Origin of the sequence: Chryseobacterium panacisoli (assembly GCF_008274625.1) — a bacterium.
Taxonomy (GTDB): Bacteria; Bacteroidota; Bacteroidia; order Flavobacteriales; family Weeksellaceae; genus Chryseobacterium; species Chryseobacterium panacisoli.
In genome coordinates this window covers 869,678-885,861 of sequence record NZ_VTRU01000001.1, presented here as the reverse complement: position 1 = coordinate 885,861, position 16,184 = coordinate 869,678, and the positions used below count along the sequence as shown (strand labels likewise).

The following is a 16,184-nucleotide window of genomic DNA, read 5'->3' as shown; positions in this document are numbered from 1 at the left end:
ATGATGCATAAAAATATATCTATACTCTTTGCTGCTCTGTTTTTGTTGGGGAGCTGTGACAAAAAAAATGAAAAGATCAAAGAACCTGAAGGGAAAACTAAAAAGGATGTGATCTCTTTTGCTCCTAAAGTTACCGGAAGGATCTTAAAAATATACGTTTCCGAAGGCCAGACCGTGAAAAAAGGAGATACTCTGGCTCAGCTTGATGTACCTGAAGTATCTGCAAAAATAGCACAGGCACAAGGAGCGGTAAATGCTGCTTCAGCTCAGGAACAAATGGCAAAAAACGGAGCGACATCCGATCAGTTGAGACAGCTTCAGGCCAAATATAAAGGTTTGAAAGAGCAATATGAATTTGCCCAGAAATCTTACAAAAGAGCAAACAATATGTTCCGTGACAGCTTAATGTCTCCACAGGCTCATGACGAAATCTATGCAAAGCTGCAGGGTGCAAAAGCACAATATGATGCAGTAGTTGCAGAATTGGACGACGTCAATAGAGGAACCCGCTTTGAAAAAATAGAAATGGCAGCAGGACAGGCATCACAGGCTAAAGGAGCTTTGCAGGAAGCCAATGTAGCATATTCCGAAAGATATATCATAGCCACCAACGATATGGAAATAGAAACCATCAGTCTAAATACAGGGGAGCTTGCTACAGCTGGTTTTGCCCTGTTTAACGGATATATTCCGGAAAGTACGTATTTCAGATTTACCATCCCGGAAAGTGCTATTTCAAAATATAAAAAAGGGCAGGAAGTAACCATGCAGGTGGTTTATAACAAAGAAAACCTTACAGGAACTATCGTGTATATCAAACAGCTTACAAAGTATGCGGATATTACCACGGCTTACCCTGATTATCAGTTGCAGGATGCCATCTATGAGATTAAAGTAAAACCCAAAGACATGAATAAGGCTAAAAGTATTTTAGTCAATGCTAATGTAATCCTGAAATAAATTGAAAAGAGCAGATGAGACCTCTGCTGAATTTCATTTTGTTCCTCAACATTTAAAAATCTACAGATGAAAGAATTTTTCCGTCTTTTAAAACGTGAGTTCAAACTTTTTATGGGCAATTCAACCTTAAGAACGGTGTTTTTTTTGGCACCGGTCTTTTATGCAACCTTGCTGGGGTTTGTCTACAAAAGCGGAAAAGTTGAAAATACTCCCGTATTGGTAGTCGACAGGGACAATACTCCTCTGTCTAACCAGTTGACGGAAATGCTGGATGATAATAAAAGCATCAAAATTATCAGATACATTCAGGAACCTCTGAGCATCAAAGATGAGGTGATCAGGCATGAGGCAGCAGCGGTAGTGATCATTCCCTCAAGATTTGAAGGAGACATGCTTCAGAAAAAATATCCCGAGCTGAATGTGTATATCAATACTGGAAATGTTTTAACAGCAAATTTTGCCTCCAAAGCCCTTCAGCTGACCATAGGAACGTTCTCTGCCGGAGCATCCATCAAAGCGCTTCAGAAAGCAGGAATGCCTGCAGCAAAGGCTGCAACACAATATGAGCCTTTCAAAGCCAATTATATTACCCTTTTCAATACCACCGGAAATTACCTGATCTTCATGTGGCCGGCAATGCTTGCAGTAGTATTACAGCAGGTCATCCTGTTAGCTATGGCCGTAAGCTTTGCCGCTGAATTTGAAAGAGGTTCTTTTGTGAAAGAATATCTTAAAATGAAAAAATGGGCCTTCCCCACCATGTTGATAAAGGTGATTCCTATCTGGGTGTTTTCTATTCTTATTGTAGGTATTTATTACTTTATGCATATGATTTTCCATGTTCCGATGCCTGAAGGAATATTTAATTTTATTCTCCTGACAGCGGTCTTTGTAGGATCAGTTTCATTTTTGGGAGTATTCATCAGCATTCTTATTCCTGATGCATTGAAAGCAACACAGATTTTGATGGTAATTGCTTCACCGGCTTTCATCATCAGTGGTTTCACATGGCCATTGAGTGCAATGCCTGCTTTTGTTCAGTTTATTGCCAATATTATTCCGCTAACTCCCTTTTTACAGGCTTTCAAAATCTTATTAATTCAAAAAGGATCCGTAGAGCTTACATTTCCTTACCTGAAACATTTAAGTATACTTTTAGTGGTGTATGCCATTATTGGCTGGATTGCTTTAAAGATCAAACTTTGGTTCATTTTCAGAAAAGCGGCGCCGCAGGAAATTGCAGTTGAGAACACTTCTCCGGAGGATGTTGAGTAGTTTTTAGTTGCTGGTTGGTGATTTTTCGTTTCTAGTTGTTAGTTTCTGGTTTCTAGTTTTTGGATGGTTGGTTGTTTTAGTTTTCTGATTATGAGTTGTCTAAATTTAAATTGTTTGACATAATAACAACAAAAAATAAGTCCAAATACGCCATGTCATCTAAGCTCCCCATTCTCAAACCCCGAAACTCGCATCCCACATCCCTGCATTATTCCTTCAACCTTAATCCCTACGCTTAATTCCAAACTCGCAACCCGAATCTCGCACCTCGTATTATTCCTACACATAATCGCAAACCAGCAACCAGCAACTTTCAATTTTTTCTACCGACTATAAAATCAAACAAAAAAACTGATATATTTGTCTGCAGTAAAATAGAAATTATATGGAAAATGTATTTGACGCAAAAGATGCTCAGAATTATATTGATAGGATAAACAGATTGGTGGAAGATACCCATGGTTTGTGGGGGAAAATGACGGTAGATCAGATGCTGGCACACTGTAGTATTACCTATGAAATGATCTATGAACCGGAAAAACACAAAAAGCCGGGAGCTATTGCAAAATTTATATTAAAAACCTTCGTAAAACCTAAAGTAGTAGGAGAGAAAGCATATCCAAGAGATTCTCCTACGGCTCCACAGTTTTTGGTGACAACCAGAAAAAACTTTCACGAAGAAAAAACAAGACTGATTGGTTTTATTCAGAAGACACAGCAATTGGGGGCAGACGCTTTTGATGGGAAAGAATCTTTTTCTTTTGGGAAATTAAAAGCTCAGGAGTGGAATAATATGTTTGCTAAACATCTGAACCACCATCTGTCACAGTTTGGCGTTTAAAACTCACTGCATGAAAAAACTTTTATTACTCTTCCTTCTGGCGGCCAATTTTGTATTGGGGCAGATGCCGGATATTTCAAATACCTGGCTGAACAACAGTAAACCTTATCTGGGAACTATAGGAAACAAAGGCCAGGAACTGAAACTGAAGATCAATATTTCTGAACAGAATAAAAAGAATGATCAGGAGTATTTTGTTTCAGGATATTCTCTTGTGGATACCAACTACACAAAATTTGAAGGTAAGATTACCATTTCAAAATATAAAGATTCCAGGAAGCAGGGAACCGTATTTGGGGAATATGAACTGGCAGAAGAGAATAAAGGGAAACATTCAGGTCTTTTTAAGGGAAGATTTGTCTACAATTTTAAGTGGAATAAGAAAACAGAAAAAATTGAAGGACAATATATTGAACTTATAGGAGACTGGAAAAGTTACGACGGAACAATAGCATTTAAAACCCATTTAAAAAACCAATAATTATGCTGAGAAGAATATTGGCTGTAGTGGTGGGACTTATTGTAGGCTCCATCTGTATTACAATAGTAGAAAAAATAGGACACTATCTGTATCCTCCTCCCGCAGAAGCTGCCACCGGAGATATGGAAGCACTGAAAGCATACATTAATGATGCTCCTTTTATGGCTCTGTTTTTTATTATTCTGGCCTATGCCATAGCAGCAGTTGTTTCCGGGTTTACAGCCTCAAAAATTTCTGATAACGGAAAATCTACAGCAGCTGTAATCTGTGGAATCTTTTTTTTACTGATGACTATTTATATGATGGCATCTTTACCTACTCCAATCTGGTTCTGGATTTTAGGAATCCTTGTTTGGGGATTGGTTTTCGCAGGACATAAACTCGCTTTAAAAACAAAAAAAATATGAAATTAGGAGCTTTTTCTATCAGCTTAAGTGTAAAAGATCTTCAGAAATCCAGAGACTTTTATGAGAAACTTGGCTTTACAACCATGGCAGGAACTACAGAAAGCAATTACCTGATCATGAAAAACGGTTCTACCTTGATAGGACTTTTTCAGGCAATGTTTGACGGAAATATGCTTACTTTCAATCCGGGATGGGATGAAAATGCACAGAATCTTGAATCTTTTGAGGATGTGCGTGAAATTCAGAAAAGATTAAAAGAAAGCGGGGTTGAGATCGGAAAAGAAGCCGATGAAACCACTTCTGGTCCTGAACATATCTACCTGAAAGATCCTGATGGAAATATGATTCTTATAGATCAGCACAGGTAATAATTAAAAATATTCATGATGAAAATATTTAAAAGGATTATCTTACTTTTTGCTGCATTATTAATCATTTTGCTGGTGGTGGCTGCCTTTATTTCAGGGGATTGCAAATATGAAAAAACGATTTCTATCAATGCTCCTGTAGATAAGGTATGGCAAAATACCAATACTTTAAAAGCAATGGATCAATGGAGCCCATGGAATGACCTTGATCCTAATATGAGAAAAGACTGGACAGGCACAACAGGCCAGCCCGGAGAAAAAGTTTGCTGGGACAGTAAAAATGAAAATGCAGGCAAAGGTTGTCAGGAGTTAAAAAAAGTAGATGAAGCAGGTAAAAAAATCGATACGGAAATCAAATTTCTTACTCCCTATGAAAGTGAAGCAAACGCTTATGTAACAGTAGTTCCGGAAGGAAAAGGAAGCAAGGCAACATGGGGATTCACCTCACAGATCCCTTATCCCTTTACTTTGATGAAGCTATTTATGAATATGGAGGATGCTGTCGGAAAAGATTATCAGAAAGGGCTTTCAAGATTAAAAGCTTTATCTGAAAAACCTTAATAAAATACAAATTAAAACTAAACTTAAAAAAACAAAACAATTATGGCAACAGTAAACGTCTACCTTACATTCAATGGAAACTGCAAAGAAGCATTCGATTTCTATAAATCTGTTTTCGGAGGAGAATATCCTTATATCGGAACATTCGGAGAAATGCCTCCAATGGAAGGAAAAGAAACCCCTGAAGAAGACAAAAATAAGATTATGCACGTTTCACTTCCTATTTCTAAAGAAACAATTTTGATGGGAAGCGATACAGGAGGAGAATGGTCTTCCAATTTCAAGACAGGAAATAATTTCTCTATTTCTGTAAATGCAGAATCTAAAGAAGAAGCAGACAAATTATTCGGTGGTCTTTCTGCAGGAGGGCAGGTAACCATGCCAATGGCTGATACTTTCTGGGGAGCTTATTTCGGGATGTTTAGCGATAAATTCGGGATCAACTGGATGGTAAACTATGATGATCCTGCTAAAATGCAGCAACATCCATAACATTAATATTTTGTATTTGAAATATAGTTAGAACTTACCGGCAATCACATTGCCGGTTTTTTATTTGCTCTATATTTGCATCCCAAAAAATTTTTAAATTTGATAAAAAAGTACATCAGAGATCACAAAACGATGGAAGATTTTACTTAACAGCATAAAAACATAAAAAATGAAATTTACAATTGAAGACATTAAAACTGAGCATCAGAAAGTGAAAAGCGGAGCTGATTTCCCGGCCTATATTCAGGCTGTAAAAAAGTTAGGAGTTTCTCATTATACAACCTATGTCTCTGATGGAAATACAGCATATTTTGACAAGGAAAATCAATCTGTTCAGACAGGAAGTAAGTATCATCCGCTTACTGTTTCAGGAGATTTAAACCTTGAAAACTTTAAACTGAGACTCAAACTTCACCAACAGGGAGGAACAGATTATATGACTTTCTGTAATGACTGTGCAGAAAACGGTGTCAAGGGCTGGAAGATGGATCTTCATGCGATGACTTGTACCTATTTTGATCAAAATGAAATTGATGTGCTCACAGAACAGGTTCCGGGATAATCTTTTAGATAAAACCCGATGAAAAGTATTGTATCCGGTTTTCTGTAAATCATGTTATAAATATTACTTGCTATTATTGATTTAAAATATTAATTTTGTTAAAAACGATAGATAATAGTAATTGACAAGCATGAGAAAGGTTTTTACGAAGTTGGTATTCACAATATTAAGTTTAGGGTCCATATTGACATTTGCTCAAAAAAATGATCTGGGAGCATGGTATATGTATTTTGGAAATAATAAGATCAGTAAAAAGCTGAACTGGCATAATGAAATTCAGTACCGTAATTTTGATGCAGTTGGAGATCTGGAACAGTTACTGATCCGTACCGGGATCGGATATGATCTTACCGAAAATAATAACAATGTTTTATTGGGATATGGCTTCATTCTGAGCCAGCCCTATGTAAACGGGGAGAAAAAAGAGAATATTGAGCACAGAATTTTCCAGCAGTATATTACCAAACAGAAGTTCGGACGTTTTTACCTTCAGCACCGTTACCGTTTGGAAGAACGTTTTCTGGAAGATGATTTCAGGATGAGGTTCCGTTATATGCTGGGATTGAATATTCCGATTACTCAAAAGGAAATGCTGCCAAAAACCCTTTATGCTTCAGTATATAATGAGATTTTCCTGCATTTCAACAGCCCGGTTTTCGACAGAAACAGAGTCTATGGAGCTTTAGGATATGTCATTAATAAAAATATGAGGATTGAAGCCGGTTATATGAACCAGATTCAGGAGAACAGAAACCGCGGACAGATTCAGATTGGTTTTTATAACAACATTCCATTTACCAAAAACTGATTATAGCCGCTGCTGAATGCCTGATGAAAGCCATTATTTGAAAAATAAAAATAATAAACACAAAAAATAAACACCTATGCATTCAGGAAAAAGATTTGGAACCCGTGAGTTCATTATCTGGACCAGACGGAGTATTTATGCTCTGATCGTATTATCAGCTATTCCCACTATTCTGTACTTTTTAGGATGGAAATTTCTTTCAGTTCCGTGGCAGCCCATTGCCATTATGGGAACTGCAGTTGCTTTTATCGTTGGATTTAAAAACAATGCCAGCTACAGCAGACTTTGGGAAGCAAGACAGATCTACGGAGCTATTATCAATGACAGCCGTAGTTTCGGATATATTTTGAGAGATGCACTGCTTTCTAAAGATACAGGTAAGGTAAAAGAGATGTTTCTTCGTCATTATGCATGGCTTACGGCATTGAGATTTCAGCTTCGTGAACCAAGAGCATGGGAAAACATGGGTACAAAGCAGTATGATGAATATGCTAAAAAATATGACATTCCGGAGAAGCTTTCCAAACTGGATGAAGAATTGAAAAAATACCTTTCCGAACCCGAGCTTCAGTATATTTTAAGCAAAAAGAACAGAGCAACACAATTGATGGCAAGGCAGAGTAAAGCTTTGTCTGAAGCTTATGAAAAAGGAGAACTCAATGATTTTCAATGGACACAGATCAACCAGCAATTGGTGAAGTTTACAGATAATCAGGGAAAAGCTGAAAGAATTAAAAACTTTCCGTATCCAAGAAACTTCTCTTCAATCACTACCTATCTTTTGCTTTTATTCATTGTTTTTGTGCCTTTCGGATTACTGAAAGAACTTGATAAATTAGGAGAAGGAACAGCAGTAGAAGGATGGACATTGTGGTTTAATATCCCATTTTCCTTATTGGTAACATGGTGCTTCCATACATTAGACAGTGTAGGAGAAGCCTCTGTTAATCCATTTGAAGGAAGTCCCAATGATGTCCCGATTACCCAGATCAGCCGCACCATAGAAATTGATATGAGAGATATGCTGGATGAATCTGATCTTCCGTCAGCCATTACTCCAAAGAACAATATTGTTCTTTAGTTAAAAGATTAAAATGTTTTCTGCAAAAGCGGTTGGGATTTTATTCGAAACAAAAAAATAACACTTAAAAAAACTAACTTAAAATGATTCACAGCTATGTTATAATATCCATTGCAGTACTGCTTTCTGTGATGATATTGGTAATGATCGGCCAGAAATTAAAAGTCGCCTATCCGATTTTTCTTGTGATTGCAGGATTGCTGATAAGCTTTGTGCCGGGAATGCCACGTATAGAAATAGAACCGGATCTTGTTTTTCTTATTTTCCTGCCGCCTATTTTATTTGAGGCAGCATGGTTTACTTCATGGCAGGACTTTCATAAATGGAGAAAGCAGATCTTTTCGATGGCTTTCGGATTGGTGTTTTTAACATCCATCGTTGTGGCTTATCTATCGTCTTCCATTATTCCGGGGCTTACGGTAGCAATGGGATTCTTGCTGGGAGGGGTAAATTCTCCACCGGATGCGGTAGCGGCCACTTCAGTGCTGAAACATATGAAAATCCCTAAAAAAATCACCAATATTCTGGAAGGTGAAAGTCTTATCAATGACGCATCCAGTTTAATTGTATTTAAATTTGCCCTTGCAGCGGTTATTTCAGGACAGTTTATCTGGAGGGATGCTGTTCAGGATTTCTTTACGATGGCTATCGGAGGAATTGCTGTGGGAGTGGCAGTAGGCTTTTTATTTGGAGCATTACTTAGAATTATTCCTACCAATTCTAATATAGACACTATTATTACCCTTATTGTTCCTTACATTATGTATGTGGGAGCAGAGCATTTCCATTTTTCAGGAGTGCTGGCAGTAGTGGCCGGGGGATTACTGATGTCTTACAATTCACACTGTTATTTGAGCCACACCTCAAGGATACAGTCCGGGAACGTATGGAGTGTCCTGATATTCCTGATGAATACCATCATCTTTATTCTGATTGGCCTTGAACTTCCCATTGTAGTGGAAGGAATGAAAGAATATACTATTTCTGAAGGTATTTTCTATAGTGTAGTGATTGGGGGAGCCATCATCGGGACAAGAATTCTGTACAGCTATGCATTGATGTATTTCCCAAGAGTTTGTTCCAAAGAATTGAGGTTGAAAGTTCCGAAACCGGATTGGCGGGAACCTTTCATCATCAGTTTTGCAGCAATGAGAGGAGTGGTTTCACTGGCTGCAGCCTTATCGATTCCCGCTTTTTTGCCAAATGGAGACGCATTTCCGCACAGAAATATTATTTTATTTGTAACCTTTGTTATCATATTGATTACTCTCGTAGGACAGGGATTATTGCTGAGCCCGATCCTGAAATTATTGAATATTCAGGATGCCGGAAGTGAACTGCCGGAAGAAAAACAGGAAGTGATTCTGATGCGTAAACTGAAAGAAACAGCATTGCACAAACTGGATAATGATTTTTCTGAACTGGCAGTTACAAACAGTCTGGTACGTCATCAAAAGCACAAGCTTGAAAATGAAATGATGCTCATGGCTGACAAAGCCCAATGTATGGCTTCCACAGGAGACTATGTATCGGCAATCAATGAAAACAAAGACGTCTCACGGCAGATCATTCAGGCGCAGAGAAACGAACTGCACAGAATGAAAAGAGAAAAGATATTTGATGATCATGTGATGAGAACCATTGAAATGCAGCTGGATTTTGATGAAGCAAAGATTACCGGATTTTCACATGGGTAATTAAGATTAAATAACCATAAAAGTTACAAAAGAATATGGATGGGAATAAGCTTGAGTTATAAAAAAGGCCTGAAAATGAAAGATCTCAGATTTTTAAAAACTTAAGTATACTTTTCATTAAACAAATTCAGGTTAAAACTTTTATGACTTTTGTGGTTAAATATTATAGACAAAATGTTTAATTTTAAACCTATTAAATCTATAATATGAGTACACCCATCACTGTTCAGCACAAAATAAATGTTCCGGCTGAAAAAATCTGGAAAGCATTGACCGATAAAAATGAAATGAAATCCTGGTATTTTGATATCCAGGATTTTGTATTGGAAATAGGTAAAGAATTTAACTTCTACGAACCCGGAGGGGAAAATAAATACCATCATCAGGGTGAGATTTTAGAAATAATGCCCAATCAGAAACTGAAGCACACATGGTCTTATCCTGATTTTTCAGCACTGAAGACTATTGTAACCTGGGATTTGCTTCCGGAAGACGGACAGACACTGGTGAAGGTGACTCACGAAGGAATTGAAAACTTCAAAGATTTAGGAGAAGGTTTTTCAAGAGAAAACTTTACAGAAGGCTGGAAAACTATTCTGGGACAAAGTTTAAAAGAATATGTAGAAAAATAAACAATGATTACATTAGAACCTTTTACAATTGAAGATGCACGATTGCTTATTTCAAAAATAAACGATGAAAGAATGCTCCTTCAGTTTGCCGGACCCGCATATCGTTTCCCACTTACTGCAGAACAGCTGCAAACCGATTTGTCTGATAAAAACAGAACCTTATTTAAAATTACAGATCAGACCAGAAATACCATTAGCCATGCTCAGATTTTTTTAAAGGAAAAGACATTTCTGCTGGGCAGAATTCTGATCTGGGACGAGAACAACAGAGGAAAAGGTTATGGAAAGAAGGTGATGCAGGAACTTCTGAAATATGGGTTTAGTCATTTTGACAAAGAAACTGCCGAACTGAATGTTTATGACTGGAACACCGGAGCTATTGAATGTTACCGGAAAGTAGGTTTTGCTTTTGACCCTGAAGTTAAGAGCGAAGCGAAGATTGATAAAGAAACCTGGATTTCTCTGAATATGAAAATCCATAAAAATACTTTTGAATTACAGGAATCATGATACAGTTTACGGCACTTCGTCCTATTCTCTGGACAGAAAATATTGATGAGACCATAGGATTTTATATGCGTGTTCTCGGTTTTACCCTGGTCGATAGAAATGATGACTGGCAATGGGCTTCTCTTCGTAAAGATGAAATATACATGATGCTTTCTCAGCCTAACCAGCATGAAAGAAATACTTCAATCGGTTTTTCCGGCTCATTTTATTTCAATGTAAATAAGGTGGATGAGCTTTGGGAAGAGCTTAAAACAAAGGCTAAAGTCTGCTATGAGATTGAATCTTTTGAGTGGGGAATGAGGGAATTTGCGATCTATGACAACAATGGTTATATCCTGCAATTTGGTGAACCCATAGATAATATTGGCAATACGGAATAAAATTTGCTATTTTTGGGGAAATATTTAGAAATTCAATGAAAAAAAATATAATAGCGGGTTTTGCAGCGATTTTATTACTGGCATCTTGTAACAAGAATAAAGAAATTCTTGATACACTGAATACTTATAATAATTCAATGGAGTCGAAAGGGTACCATTTCGGAGATAAGCTTGAGCTTCCGAAAGAAGTTACGGAAAATGCAGAAAGTGTAACCATCAGCTTTGGAGATAAAGAAACAACAGATTTAACCGTTGATCCTAAGTTTTTCACATTAGGTGATAATGCTGTGACATTCAACGTTAAAACAAAAGGGGGAGAAGTATTGAATCAGGATGCAACCATTAATGTATTTGCAAAAAATCCTGAAAAAAATATTCCTTACCAGATTGTAGCAGAATATCCTCACGATCCTAAAAACTTTGTACAGGGTTTCCAGGTGGAAGGAAATACCATCTATGAAAGTGACGGACAGAACGGAGCTTCCCAGATTTTAAAATATACCTTGGGAACTACAACGCCGCTTGCTTCTACCAAACAGGCTCAGGAAGACTTTTCTGAAGGAAGTACTATTGTAGGGGATAAAGTGTATCAGCTGACATGGCAGAGCAAAAAAGGATATATTTATGATAAAAGCTCTTTAAAACTCCTTTCAGAATTTGCTTATCCAAATGTATTGGGTGAAGGTTGGGGACTGACCTATGACGGGAAAAACCTGATTGCTTCTGACGGAAGTAAACTGCTGTATTTCCTTGATGTAAATAACCCTTCAAAACTGATCAAATATATCGCTGTTGCAGGAAGTTCTCAGGCATATGATCAACTGAACGAGCTGGAATACCACAACGGATTTATCTATGCCAACGTATGGCAGAAACCGATTATTTTAAAAATTAATCCGGCCAACGGTGAAGTAGTGGGAACTTTTGATTTCACAGAAATTGCCAAACAGAACACAAAAGGAAGTGATGACGTATTGAACGGAATTGCTTTCAAAGGTGAGAATATGTTGGTAACAGGGAAGAACTGGCCGAAGATTTATGAAGTTGTAATTAAATAACAAAAGTTTAATAACAATTTCTATCTGAATAAAATAAAGTATGTAAATTGGTAGCGTTCCATAGGGAGCGCTATCTTTAGTAAAAAAGAATTTTGAGATTACTATATCTGATATTGACTTTTGCTTTCTGTACATTTTCTGCGCAGAACATTATTCCTTTAGATACTTTAAAATTGAAGGAAGCTAAAGATATGCTTGCCGATGATTACGGAAATCTGTATATCTATAAAAATAAAGATTTTAGTTTTACCAAATATGATTCCTTGGGGAAACAGATCGGGAAAATGATGCTTACTGTTCCTTACAAGGTGCAGAATGTGCAAAATCCCCTGAATGTGCCTTTATTTTCTGAAAATGCTCAGGAAATGAAATTTGTAGATCAGAATATGAATGAAATCCAAAGGCTTGATTTTAAGCAGAAATTTGGTTTCATCAGAATGGCTTATGCCGAAGATCTGCAGCAGCTATGGCTTTTGGATGACAGCACAAAACGTCTGATACAGTATAATTTCAGGAATGATACTACGATCAATTCCTATCCGTTTGATATCAGTTTTGAAGATATGATGGATATGCTGATCTACGAAAATAAGGTTTATATTTTAACAAGAAAACATATCAGGATTTACAGCCTGAAATTTGAAAAAATTTTTGAAGCCCCTTTAGAAAACGGAAAACGATTCAGAAGAGAAAATGATGTAATTCTGGTTGTTGCAAGCAATTTTATTTCACAATACGTTCCTGAAAAAGGAATGGTGACGGTTTTTGAAGATCCTGAGGCGCAAATTGTGGATAAAAACATACTTTCTTATTTTGAAATCAAGGGCAACAAACTCTATCTTTACAGCTTTGAAAAAGTAAAGAAAGCCAAACAGCAGAAACAGCTCGAAGCTCAGCCGGAATCTCTGCAGCAATCTACAGAAAAACCAGTAGAAAAGACTGAAGAAAAGCCTGATGAGAATACAGTGGAGAAACCTTCAGACAATACCTTACAGAAATTGATTGAAGATACTTCTATAGTTCAGACTGAAGCAATCGAAAAACTTATCAACTAATCAGTAAATACAAGGAAAAAGAATATTATGCATATTGCAGTTACAGGAAACATCGGAGCAGGAAAAACAACTTTGACAACGATGCTTTCCAAGCATTACGGATGGGATGCACAATTTGAAGACGTAGATCATAATCCTTATCTGGAAGATTTTTATTCAGATATGAGTAAGTGGAGTTTCGCACTGCAGGTTTATTTCCTGGGAAGCAGGTTCCGTCAGGTAAAAGAGATCAGAGAAAGTGGTAAGAACATCATTCAGGACCGTACCATTTACGAAGATGCCCATATTTTTGCAGAAAACTTAAATGATATGAATCTTCTTTCGGACAGGGATTTCAATAATTACTCATCGGTTTTCAATCTGATGAAGTCTTTTGTATCGGCTCCGGACTTGCTGATCTATCTGAAATCGGATGTTCCCAATCTGGTTAAAAAAATCTATAAAAGAGGACGTGAATATGAAGCGTCTATCAGTATCGAATACCTTTCAAAGCTGAACCAGAAATATGAAAAATGGATCTCCAATTATACAGAAGGAAAACTTCTAATCGTTGAGGTAGATGACCTTGATTTTGTGGAAAAACCGGAAGATTTCGGACTCATTCTGGAGAAAATTGAAACAGAACTTCATGGACTGTTTTAACATATTTTTATCAGAACATTAAGACAGACTCAGTTTAATTCTTTTTAAATTTGTCTAAAGCAAGTTTAACTTTTTGAATAATTATATCATGGTAGTTAAAGTTTTACATAACGGGAACTGTTCAAAGTCGAACGCGGTACTGGAATACCTTGACGAAAACGGAGTGCCTTTTGAGATCATTAATATTGTGGAAGACCCACTAAGTGTTCTTGAGATCAGAACCGTGCTGAAAAAGCTTAACCAAAGTGTTTTTCATATCATCCGCAAGACAGATAAGCTGTATATTGATAATTATGCAGATAAAAATTATTCAGAAGAAGAATGGCTTAAAATTCTCTCCGAAAATCCTTCTCTGATCCAAAGGCCAATTTTGGTAAAAGGGTCAGTCGCTATGTTGGGAAGACCTATTGAAAATGTGAAATTCTTTATTGAAAAATAATAAATATACAAACAAAAAAAAATCCGTTCTGTAAAAGAGCGGATTTTTATTTTATTGAGCTTTTGTTTTCTCAGTTCCATTGATCGCATTATATAAAGCTTCCAGCTCTTTTGGTGGATGCCCGGAATCAAAACTTGAAGAAGTATACTCTTTTCCGTTAGAAGTAATAATAATAGAAGCAGCCATGGCACGGTCAGAATGTCTGCCTGTAGTAGGAGATTTAAGATCTGATATCTTAGATAAATCAAGGGTTTCAGCAAGTTTAGAAACTGCTTTCCATTCAGCAGTAGATACCTTAGCATTTACAATGTCTTCATTTGTATTTGTTGTTTTTAATGAAGGTGTTAAAACAATGCTTTTACTGAATCCTCTCGTCCTTTCCGATAACTGAATCTGTTCAATCTTTTGCTGCTGTACTGTAGTGGTGATAGTTGTTGTGCTGTCACTGTTGTTTTTGTGAACACAGCTTGTTGCAGATGTGATTAAGATAATATTAAATAGGATCAGTTGGATGTTCATAGTGTTTTTATTTATGTTTTAAATAATAAAAAACCGCTTCATAATAATGAAACGGTTTCTGTTTTTACAATAGAATAACGCCTTCTATTTTTGCTACTTCTTTATAAATATTCACAACCTGATCTGCATCCAGAACAAATGCATTGATGTTGCAGGCCGTGTATTTTCCATTTTTGCTTTCGCGGTTTCCCAGTGTAAATTTAATGCCGTCAAAAACTCTGTATATTTCAGTAAGCTTTGACTGGTCTGTAGGAATAATAAATTTAAATAAATAATCTTCCGGAAAATCATGATGACCCTCCAGTTTATCCTTTAAAGACTTATAAAAATCTTCAGGATTTGCGTGTTGATTTCCTTGTAATATATCCATCTGCAAGTATTAATATAATATAAATATAACGAAATTTCTCCTATTTTCCAAATGGTCCCAGGAGTGATTTGGAGTTCTGATGCTCGTAATCTTCAATGATGTTGAATAGTCCGTTGACCAGTTGTTCGGAAGCCAGCTGGCTCAGTCCGCCTGAATTGACCGTACTTTTATTTCCTCCTAAAAGGCTGCCCAGGAAATTGCTTCCTGATAACGCTGTATTAATGGTTTTTACAATCCCATATTCATTCAGTTTTTCATCTACTTTAGGAGCAATGGCGGCAATAAGCTGCTGGGATGTCTTTTCCTTCAGAATTTGGGTTGCTGTAGTTCCCTGCATGATTCTTGTTACATCCTGAGCGTTCAGGCTGTTAACAGCACCTTCCAGAATAGGTTTTGAAGTATTCACTGTATAAGCTGCTGCCTGTGCTATATAATCTCTCTCTTTGGCTACCAGTGATGGGGCAATTTTCTCCAGTGTAGAATTGATGTCTCTCAGCTCTTTGGGAAGCGCTTTGTCTACCATATTATTTTGCAGAAAGGCTTCCTTGTTTCCGTAGATGCCCATTCCTTTATCAATACCATTAAGCAGGATTCTTTTGATAATAGAAAGCCCCATGTCCGATGTAGCCAGTGTTGTACATGATTGTACGCTGGTGGTAATAACAGCACCGGTTCCTATGATAAGAGCGGCTGCAATGATATATTTTTTCATTGATCTTTTATTATTGATTTTAAATGCTTTTTCTCAAAAACTGCACCAAAGGTAATTACTATTCTCTATTTAACAAAATATTAAGCTCACAGCATGATTTGGTGATTTTTTGCAGTAAGAATGTTAATTTATAATTAATAAAATGATGGGTAATTAATAATTATTTTAAATATAAAATTATAAAATTTAAAACTTTGTCAATTTAAATATAGTGAAACCTTATAATTTTTAAATATTTAAGATAGTTTAACATTGTTCGATATTTTTTATATTTTTGGCTAATGTCTTTTTTTGAGATTTTAAATAACTCCACTTTAGAGACAGGTACAAATTT

The 16,184-nt window shown here is 36.5% G+C and carries 22 protein-coding genes; 19 read left to right on the top strand and 3 right to left on the bottom strand.

What is annotated here, in order from left to right; translation table 11 throughout:
• Positions 1 to 3: 3 nt before the first annotated feature.
• The 19 genes from FW781_RS04215 (at position 4) to FW781_RS04125 (ending at position 14,249) form a co-directional block, all read left to right on the top strand.
• Entirely contained in the window at positions 4 to 960 is a 957-nt protein-coding gene (locus tag FW781_RS04215; RefSeq protein WP_149386264.1) for an HlyD family secretion protein, read from the top strand.
• 66 nt (positions 961 to 1,026) lie between these two features.
• Positions 1,027 to 2,235, top strand: coding sequence for an ABC transporter permease (locus FW781_RS04210; RefSeq protein WP_149386263.1), 1,209 nt, complete (start codon positions 1,027 to 1,029; stop codon positions 2,233 to 2,235).
• Positions 2,236 to 2,620: 385 nt separating this feature from the next.
• Positions 2,621 to 3,076, top strand: a complete 456-nt coding sequence (locus tag FW781_RS04205) for a DUF1569 domain-containing protein (protein ID WP_149386262.1) — start codon at positions 2,621 to 2,623, stop codon at positions 3,074 to 3,076.
• 10 nt (positions 3,077 to 3,086) lie between these two features.
• Positions 3,087 to 3,557, top strand: coding sequence for a hypothetical protein (locus tag FW781_RS04200; RefSeq protein ID WP_047388400.1), 471 nt, complete (start codon positions 3,087 to 3,089; stop codon positions 3,555 to 3,557).
• Positions 3,558 to 3,559: 2 nt separating this feature from the next.
• Positions 3,560 to 3,964, top strand: coding sequence for a hypothetical protein (locus FW781_RS04195; protein WP_149386261.1), 405 nt, complete (start codon positions 3,560 to 3,562; stop codon positions 3,962 to 3,964).
• Complete coding sequence (locus FW781_RS04190) at positions 3,961 to 4,332, top strand: VOC family protein (protein ID WP_047378065.1); 372 nt, start codon at positions 3,961 to 3,963, stop codon at positions 4,330 to 4,332. The genes FW781_RS04195 and FW781_RS04190 overlap by 4 nt, the downstream gene beginning before the upstream one ends.
• A gap of 15 nt (positions 4,333 to 4,347) precedes the next feature.
• A complete protein-coding gene (locus tag FW781_RS04185) occupies positions 4,348 to 4,893 on the top strand; it encodes an SRPBCC family protein (RefSeq protein WP_228720136.1) in 546 nt (181 codons plus the stop codon).
• A gap of 42 nt (positions 4,894 to 4,935) precedes the next feature.
• Positions 4,936 to 5,385, top strand: a complete 450-nt coding sequence (locus FW781_RS04180; RefSeq protein WP_149386260.1) for a VOC family protein — start codon at positions 4,936 to 4,938, stop codon at positions 5,383 to 5,385.
• A 169-nt stretch (positions 5,386 to 5,554) separates the two neighbouring features.
• Positions 5,555 to 5,947 carry a DUF1398 domain-containing protein gene (locus FW781_RS04175; RefSeq protein WP_149386259.1) on the top strand — a complete coding sequence of 131 codons (393 nt, stop codon included), beginning with the start codon at positions 5,555 to 5,557 and terminating at the stop codon, positions 5,945 to 5,947.
• Between the two features lie 130 nt (positions 5,948 to 6,077).
• On the top strand, positions 6,078 to 6,755 hold the full coding sequence (locus tag FW781_RS04170; RefSeq protein WP_149386258.1) for a DUF2490 domain-containing protein: 678 nt from the start codon (positions 6,078 to 6,080) through the stop codon (positions 6,753 to 6,755).
• A 76-nt stretch (positions 6,756 to 6,831) separates the two neighbouring features.
• Positions 6,832 to 7,836 carry a bestrophin family protein gene (locus FW781_RS04165; protein WP_149386257.1) on the top strand — a complete coding sequence of 335 codons (1,005 nt, stop codon included), beginning with the start codon at positions 6,832 to 6,834 and terminating at the stop codon, positions 7,834 to 7,836.
• A gap of 83 nt (positions 7,837 to 7,919) precedes the next feature.
• Positions 7,920 to 9,533, top strand: a complete 1,614-nt coding sequence (locus tag FW781_RS04160) for a Na+/H+ antiporter (protein WP_149386256.1) — start codon at positions 7,920 to 7,922, stop codon at positions 9,531 to 9,533.
• A gap of 206 nt (positions 9,534 to 9,739) precedes the next feature.
• On the top strand, positions 9,740 to 10,165 hold the full coding sequence (locus FW781_RS04155; protein ID WP_149386255.1) for an SRPBCC family protein: 426 nt from the start codon (positions 9,740 to 9,742) through the stop codon (positions 10,163 to 10,165).
• Between the two features lie 3 nt (positions 10,166 to 10,168).
• The gene (locus tag FW781_RS04150; protein WP_149386254.1) at positions 10,169 to 10,675 is read left to right on the top strand and encodes a GNAT family N-acetyltransferase; all 507 of its coding nucleotides are present in this window, start codon (positions 10,169 to 10,171) and stop codon (positions 10,673 to 10,675) included.
• Positions 10,672 to 11,055, top strand: coding sequence for a VOC family protein (locus FW781_RS04145; RefSeq protein ID WP_149386253.1), 384 nt, complete (start codon positions 10,672 to 10,674; stop codon positions 11,053 to 11,055). The genes FW781_RS04150 and FW781_RS04145 overlap by 4 nt, the downstream gene beginning before the upstream one ends.
• Before the next feature lie 35 nt (positions 11,056 to 11,090).
• The gene (locus tag FW781_RS04140; protein WP_149386252.1) at positions 11,091 to 12,113 is read left to right on the top strand and encodes a glutaminyl-peptide cyclotransferase; all 1,023 of its coding nucleotides are present in this window, start codon (positions 11,091 to 11,093) and stop codon (positions 12,111 to 12,113) included.
• 92 nt (positions 12,114 to 12,205) lie between these two features.
• Positions 12,206 to 13,168, top strand: coding sequence for a hypothetical protein (locus FW781_RS04135; RefSeq protein WP_228720135.1), 963 nt, complete (start codon positions 12,206 to 12,208; stop codon positions 13,166 to 13,168).
• 27 nt (positions 13,169 to 13,195) lie between these two features.
• A complete protein-coding gene (locus FW781_RS04130) occupies positions 13,196 to 13,810 on the top strand; it encodes a deoxynucleoside kinase (RefSeq protein ID WP_149386251.1) in 615 nt (204 codons plus the stop codon).
• Between the two features lie 88 nt (positions 13,811 to 13,898).
• On the top strand, positions 13,899 to 14,249 hold the full coding sequence (locus FW781_RS04125) for an ArsC/Spx/MgsR family protein (RefSeq protein WP_149386250.1): 351 nt from the start codon (positions 13,899 to 13,901) through the stop codon (positions 14,247 to 14,249).
• A 51-nt stretch (positions 14,250 to 14,300) separates the two neighbouring features.
• Here FW781_RS04125 and FW781_RS04120 read toward each other — a convergent pair whose 3' ends face one another.
• The 3 genes from FW781_RS04120 to FW781_RS04110 form a co-directional block, all read right to left on the bottom strand.
• Positions 14,301 to 14,768 carry a hypothetical protein gene (locus tag FW781_RS04120; RefSeq protein WP_149386249.1) on the bottom strand — a complete coding sequence of 156 codons (468 nt, stop codon included), beginning with the start codon at positions 14,766 to 14,768 and terminating at the stop codon, positions 14,301 to 14,303.
• Positions 14,769 to 14,832: 64 nt separating this feature from the next.
• A complete protein-coding gene (locus FW781_RS04115; protein WP_047378055.1) occupies positions 14,833 to 15,138 on the bottom strand; it encodes a DUF493 family protein in 306 nt (101 codons plus the stop codon).
• A gap of 40 nt (positions 15,139 to 15,178) precedes the next feature.
• A complete protein-coding gene (locus FW781_RS04110) occupies positions 15,179 to 15,850 on the bottom strand; it encodes a DUF4197 family protein (protein ID WP_149386248.1) in 672 nt (223 codons plus the stop codon).
• Positions 15,851 to 16,184 lie beyond the last annotated feature (334 nt).

Coding starts and splice junctions, on each gene's coding strand:
- FW781_RS04200 (WP_047388400.1), top strand. CDS start 3,087: ATGAAAAAACTTTTATTACTCTTCCTTCTGGCGGCCAATTTTGTATTG.
- FW781_RS04150 (WP_149386254.1), top strand. CDS start 10,169: ATGATTACATTAGAACCTTTTACAATTGAAGATGCACGATTGCTTATT.
- FW781_RS04125 (WP_149386250.1), top strand. CDS start 13,899: ATGGTAGTTAAAGTTTTACATAACGGGAACTGTTCAAAGTCGAACGCG.
- FW781_RS04145 (WP_149386253.1), top strand. CDS start 10,672: ATGATACAGTTTACGGCACTTCGTCCTATTCTCTGGACAGAAAATATT.
- FW781_RS04110 (WP_149386248.1), bottom strand. CDS start 15,850: ATGAAAAAATATATCATTGCAGCCGCTCTTATCATAGGAACCGGTGCT.
- FW781_RS04205 (WP_149386262.1), top strand. CDS start 2,621: ATGGAAAATGTATTTGACGCAAAAGATGCTCAGAATTATATTGATAGG.
- FW781_RS04155 (WP_149386255.1), top strand. CDS start 9,740: ATGAGTACACCCATCACTGTTCAGCACAAAATAAATGTTCCGGCTGAA.
- FW781_RS04210 (WP_149386263.1), top strand. CDS start 1,027: ATGAAAGAATTTTTCCGTCTTTTAAAACGTGAGTTCAAACTTTTTATG.
- FW781_RS04190 (WP_047378065.1), top strand. CDS start 3,961: ATGAAATTAGGAGCTTTTTCTATCAGCTTAAGTGTAAAAGATCTTCAG.
- FW781_RS04165 (WP_149386257.1), top strand. CDS start 6,832: ATGCATTCAGGAAAAAGATTTGGAACCCGTGAGTTCATTATCTGGACC.
- FW781_RS04215 (WP_149386264.1), top strand. CDS start 4: ATGCATAAAAATATATCTATACTCTTTGCTGCTCTGTTTTTGTTGGGG.
- FW781_RS04195 (WP_149386261.1), top strand. CDS start 3,560: ATGCTGAGAAGAATATTGGCTGTAGTGGTGGGACTTATTGTAGGCTCC.
- FW781_RS04185 (WP_228720136.1), top strand. CDS start 4,348: ATGATGAAAATATTTAAAAGGATTATCTTACTTTTTGCTGCATTATTA.
- FW781_RS04180 (WP_149386260.1), top strand. CDS start 4,936: ATGGCAACAGTAAACGTCTACCTTACATTCAATGGAAACTGCAAAGAA.
- FW781_RS04170 (WP_149386258.1), top strand. CDS start 6,078: ATGAGAAAGGTTTTTACGAAGTTGGTATTCACAATATTAAGTTTAGGG.
- FW781_RS04130 (WP_149386251.1), top strand. CDS start 13,196: ATGCATATTGCAGTTACAGGAAACATCGGAGCAGGAAAAACAACTTTG.
- FW781_RS04175 (WP_149386259.1), top strand. CDS start 5,555: ATGAAATTTACAATTGAAGACATTAAAACTGAGCATCAGAAAGTGAAA.
- FW781_RS04140 (WP_149386252.1), top strand. CDS start 11,091: ATGAAAAAAAATATAATAGCGGGTTTTGCAGCGATTTTATTACTGGCA.
- FW781_RS04160 (WP_149386256.1), top strand. CDS start 7,920: ATGATTCACAGCTATGTTATAATATCCATTGCAGTACTGCTTTCTGTG.
- FW781_RS04120 (WP_149386249.1), bottom strand. CDS start 14,768: ATGAACATCCAACTGATCCTATTTAATATTATCTTAATCACATCTGCA.
- FW781_RS04115 (WP_047378055.1), bottom strand. CDS start 15,138: ATGGATATATTACAAGGAAATCAACACGCAAATCCTGAAGATTTTTAT.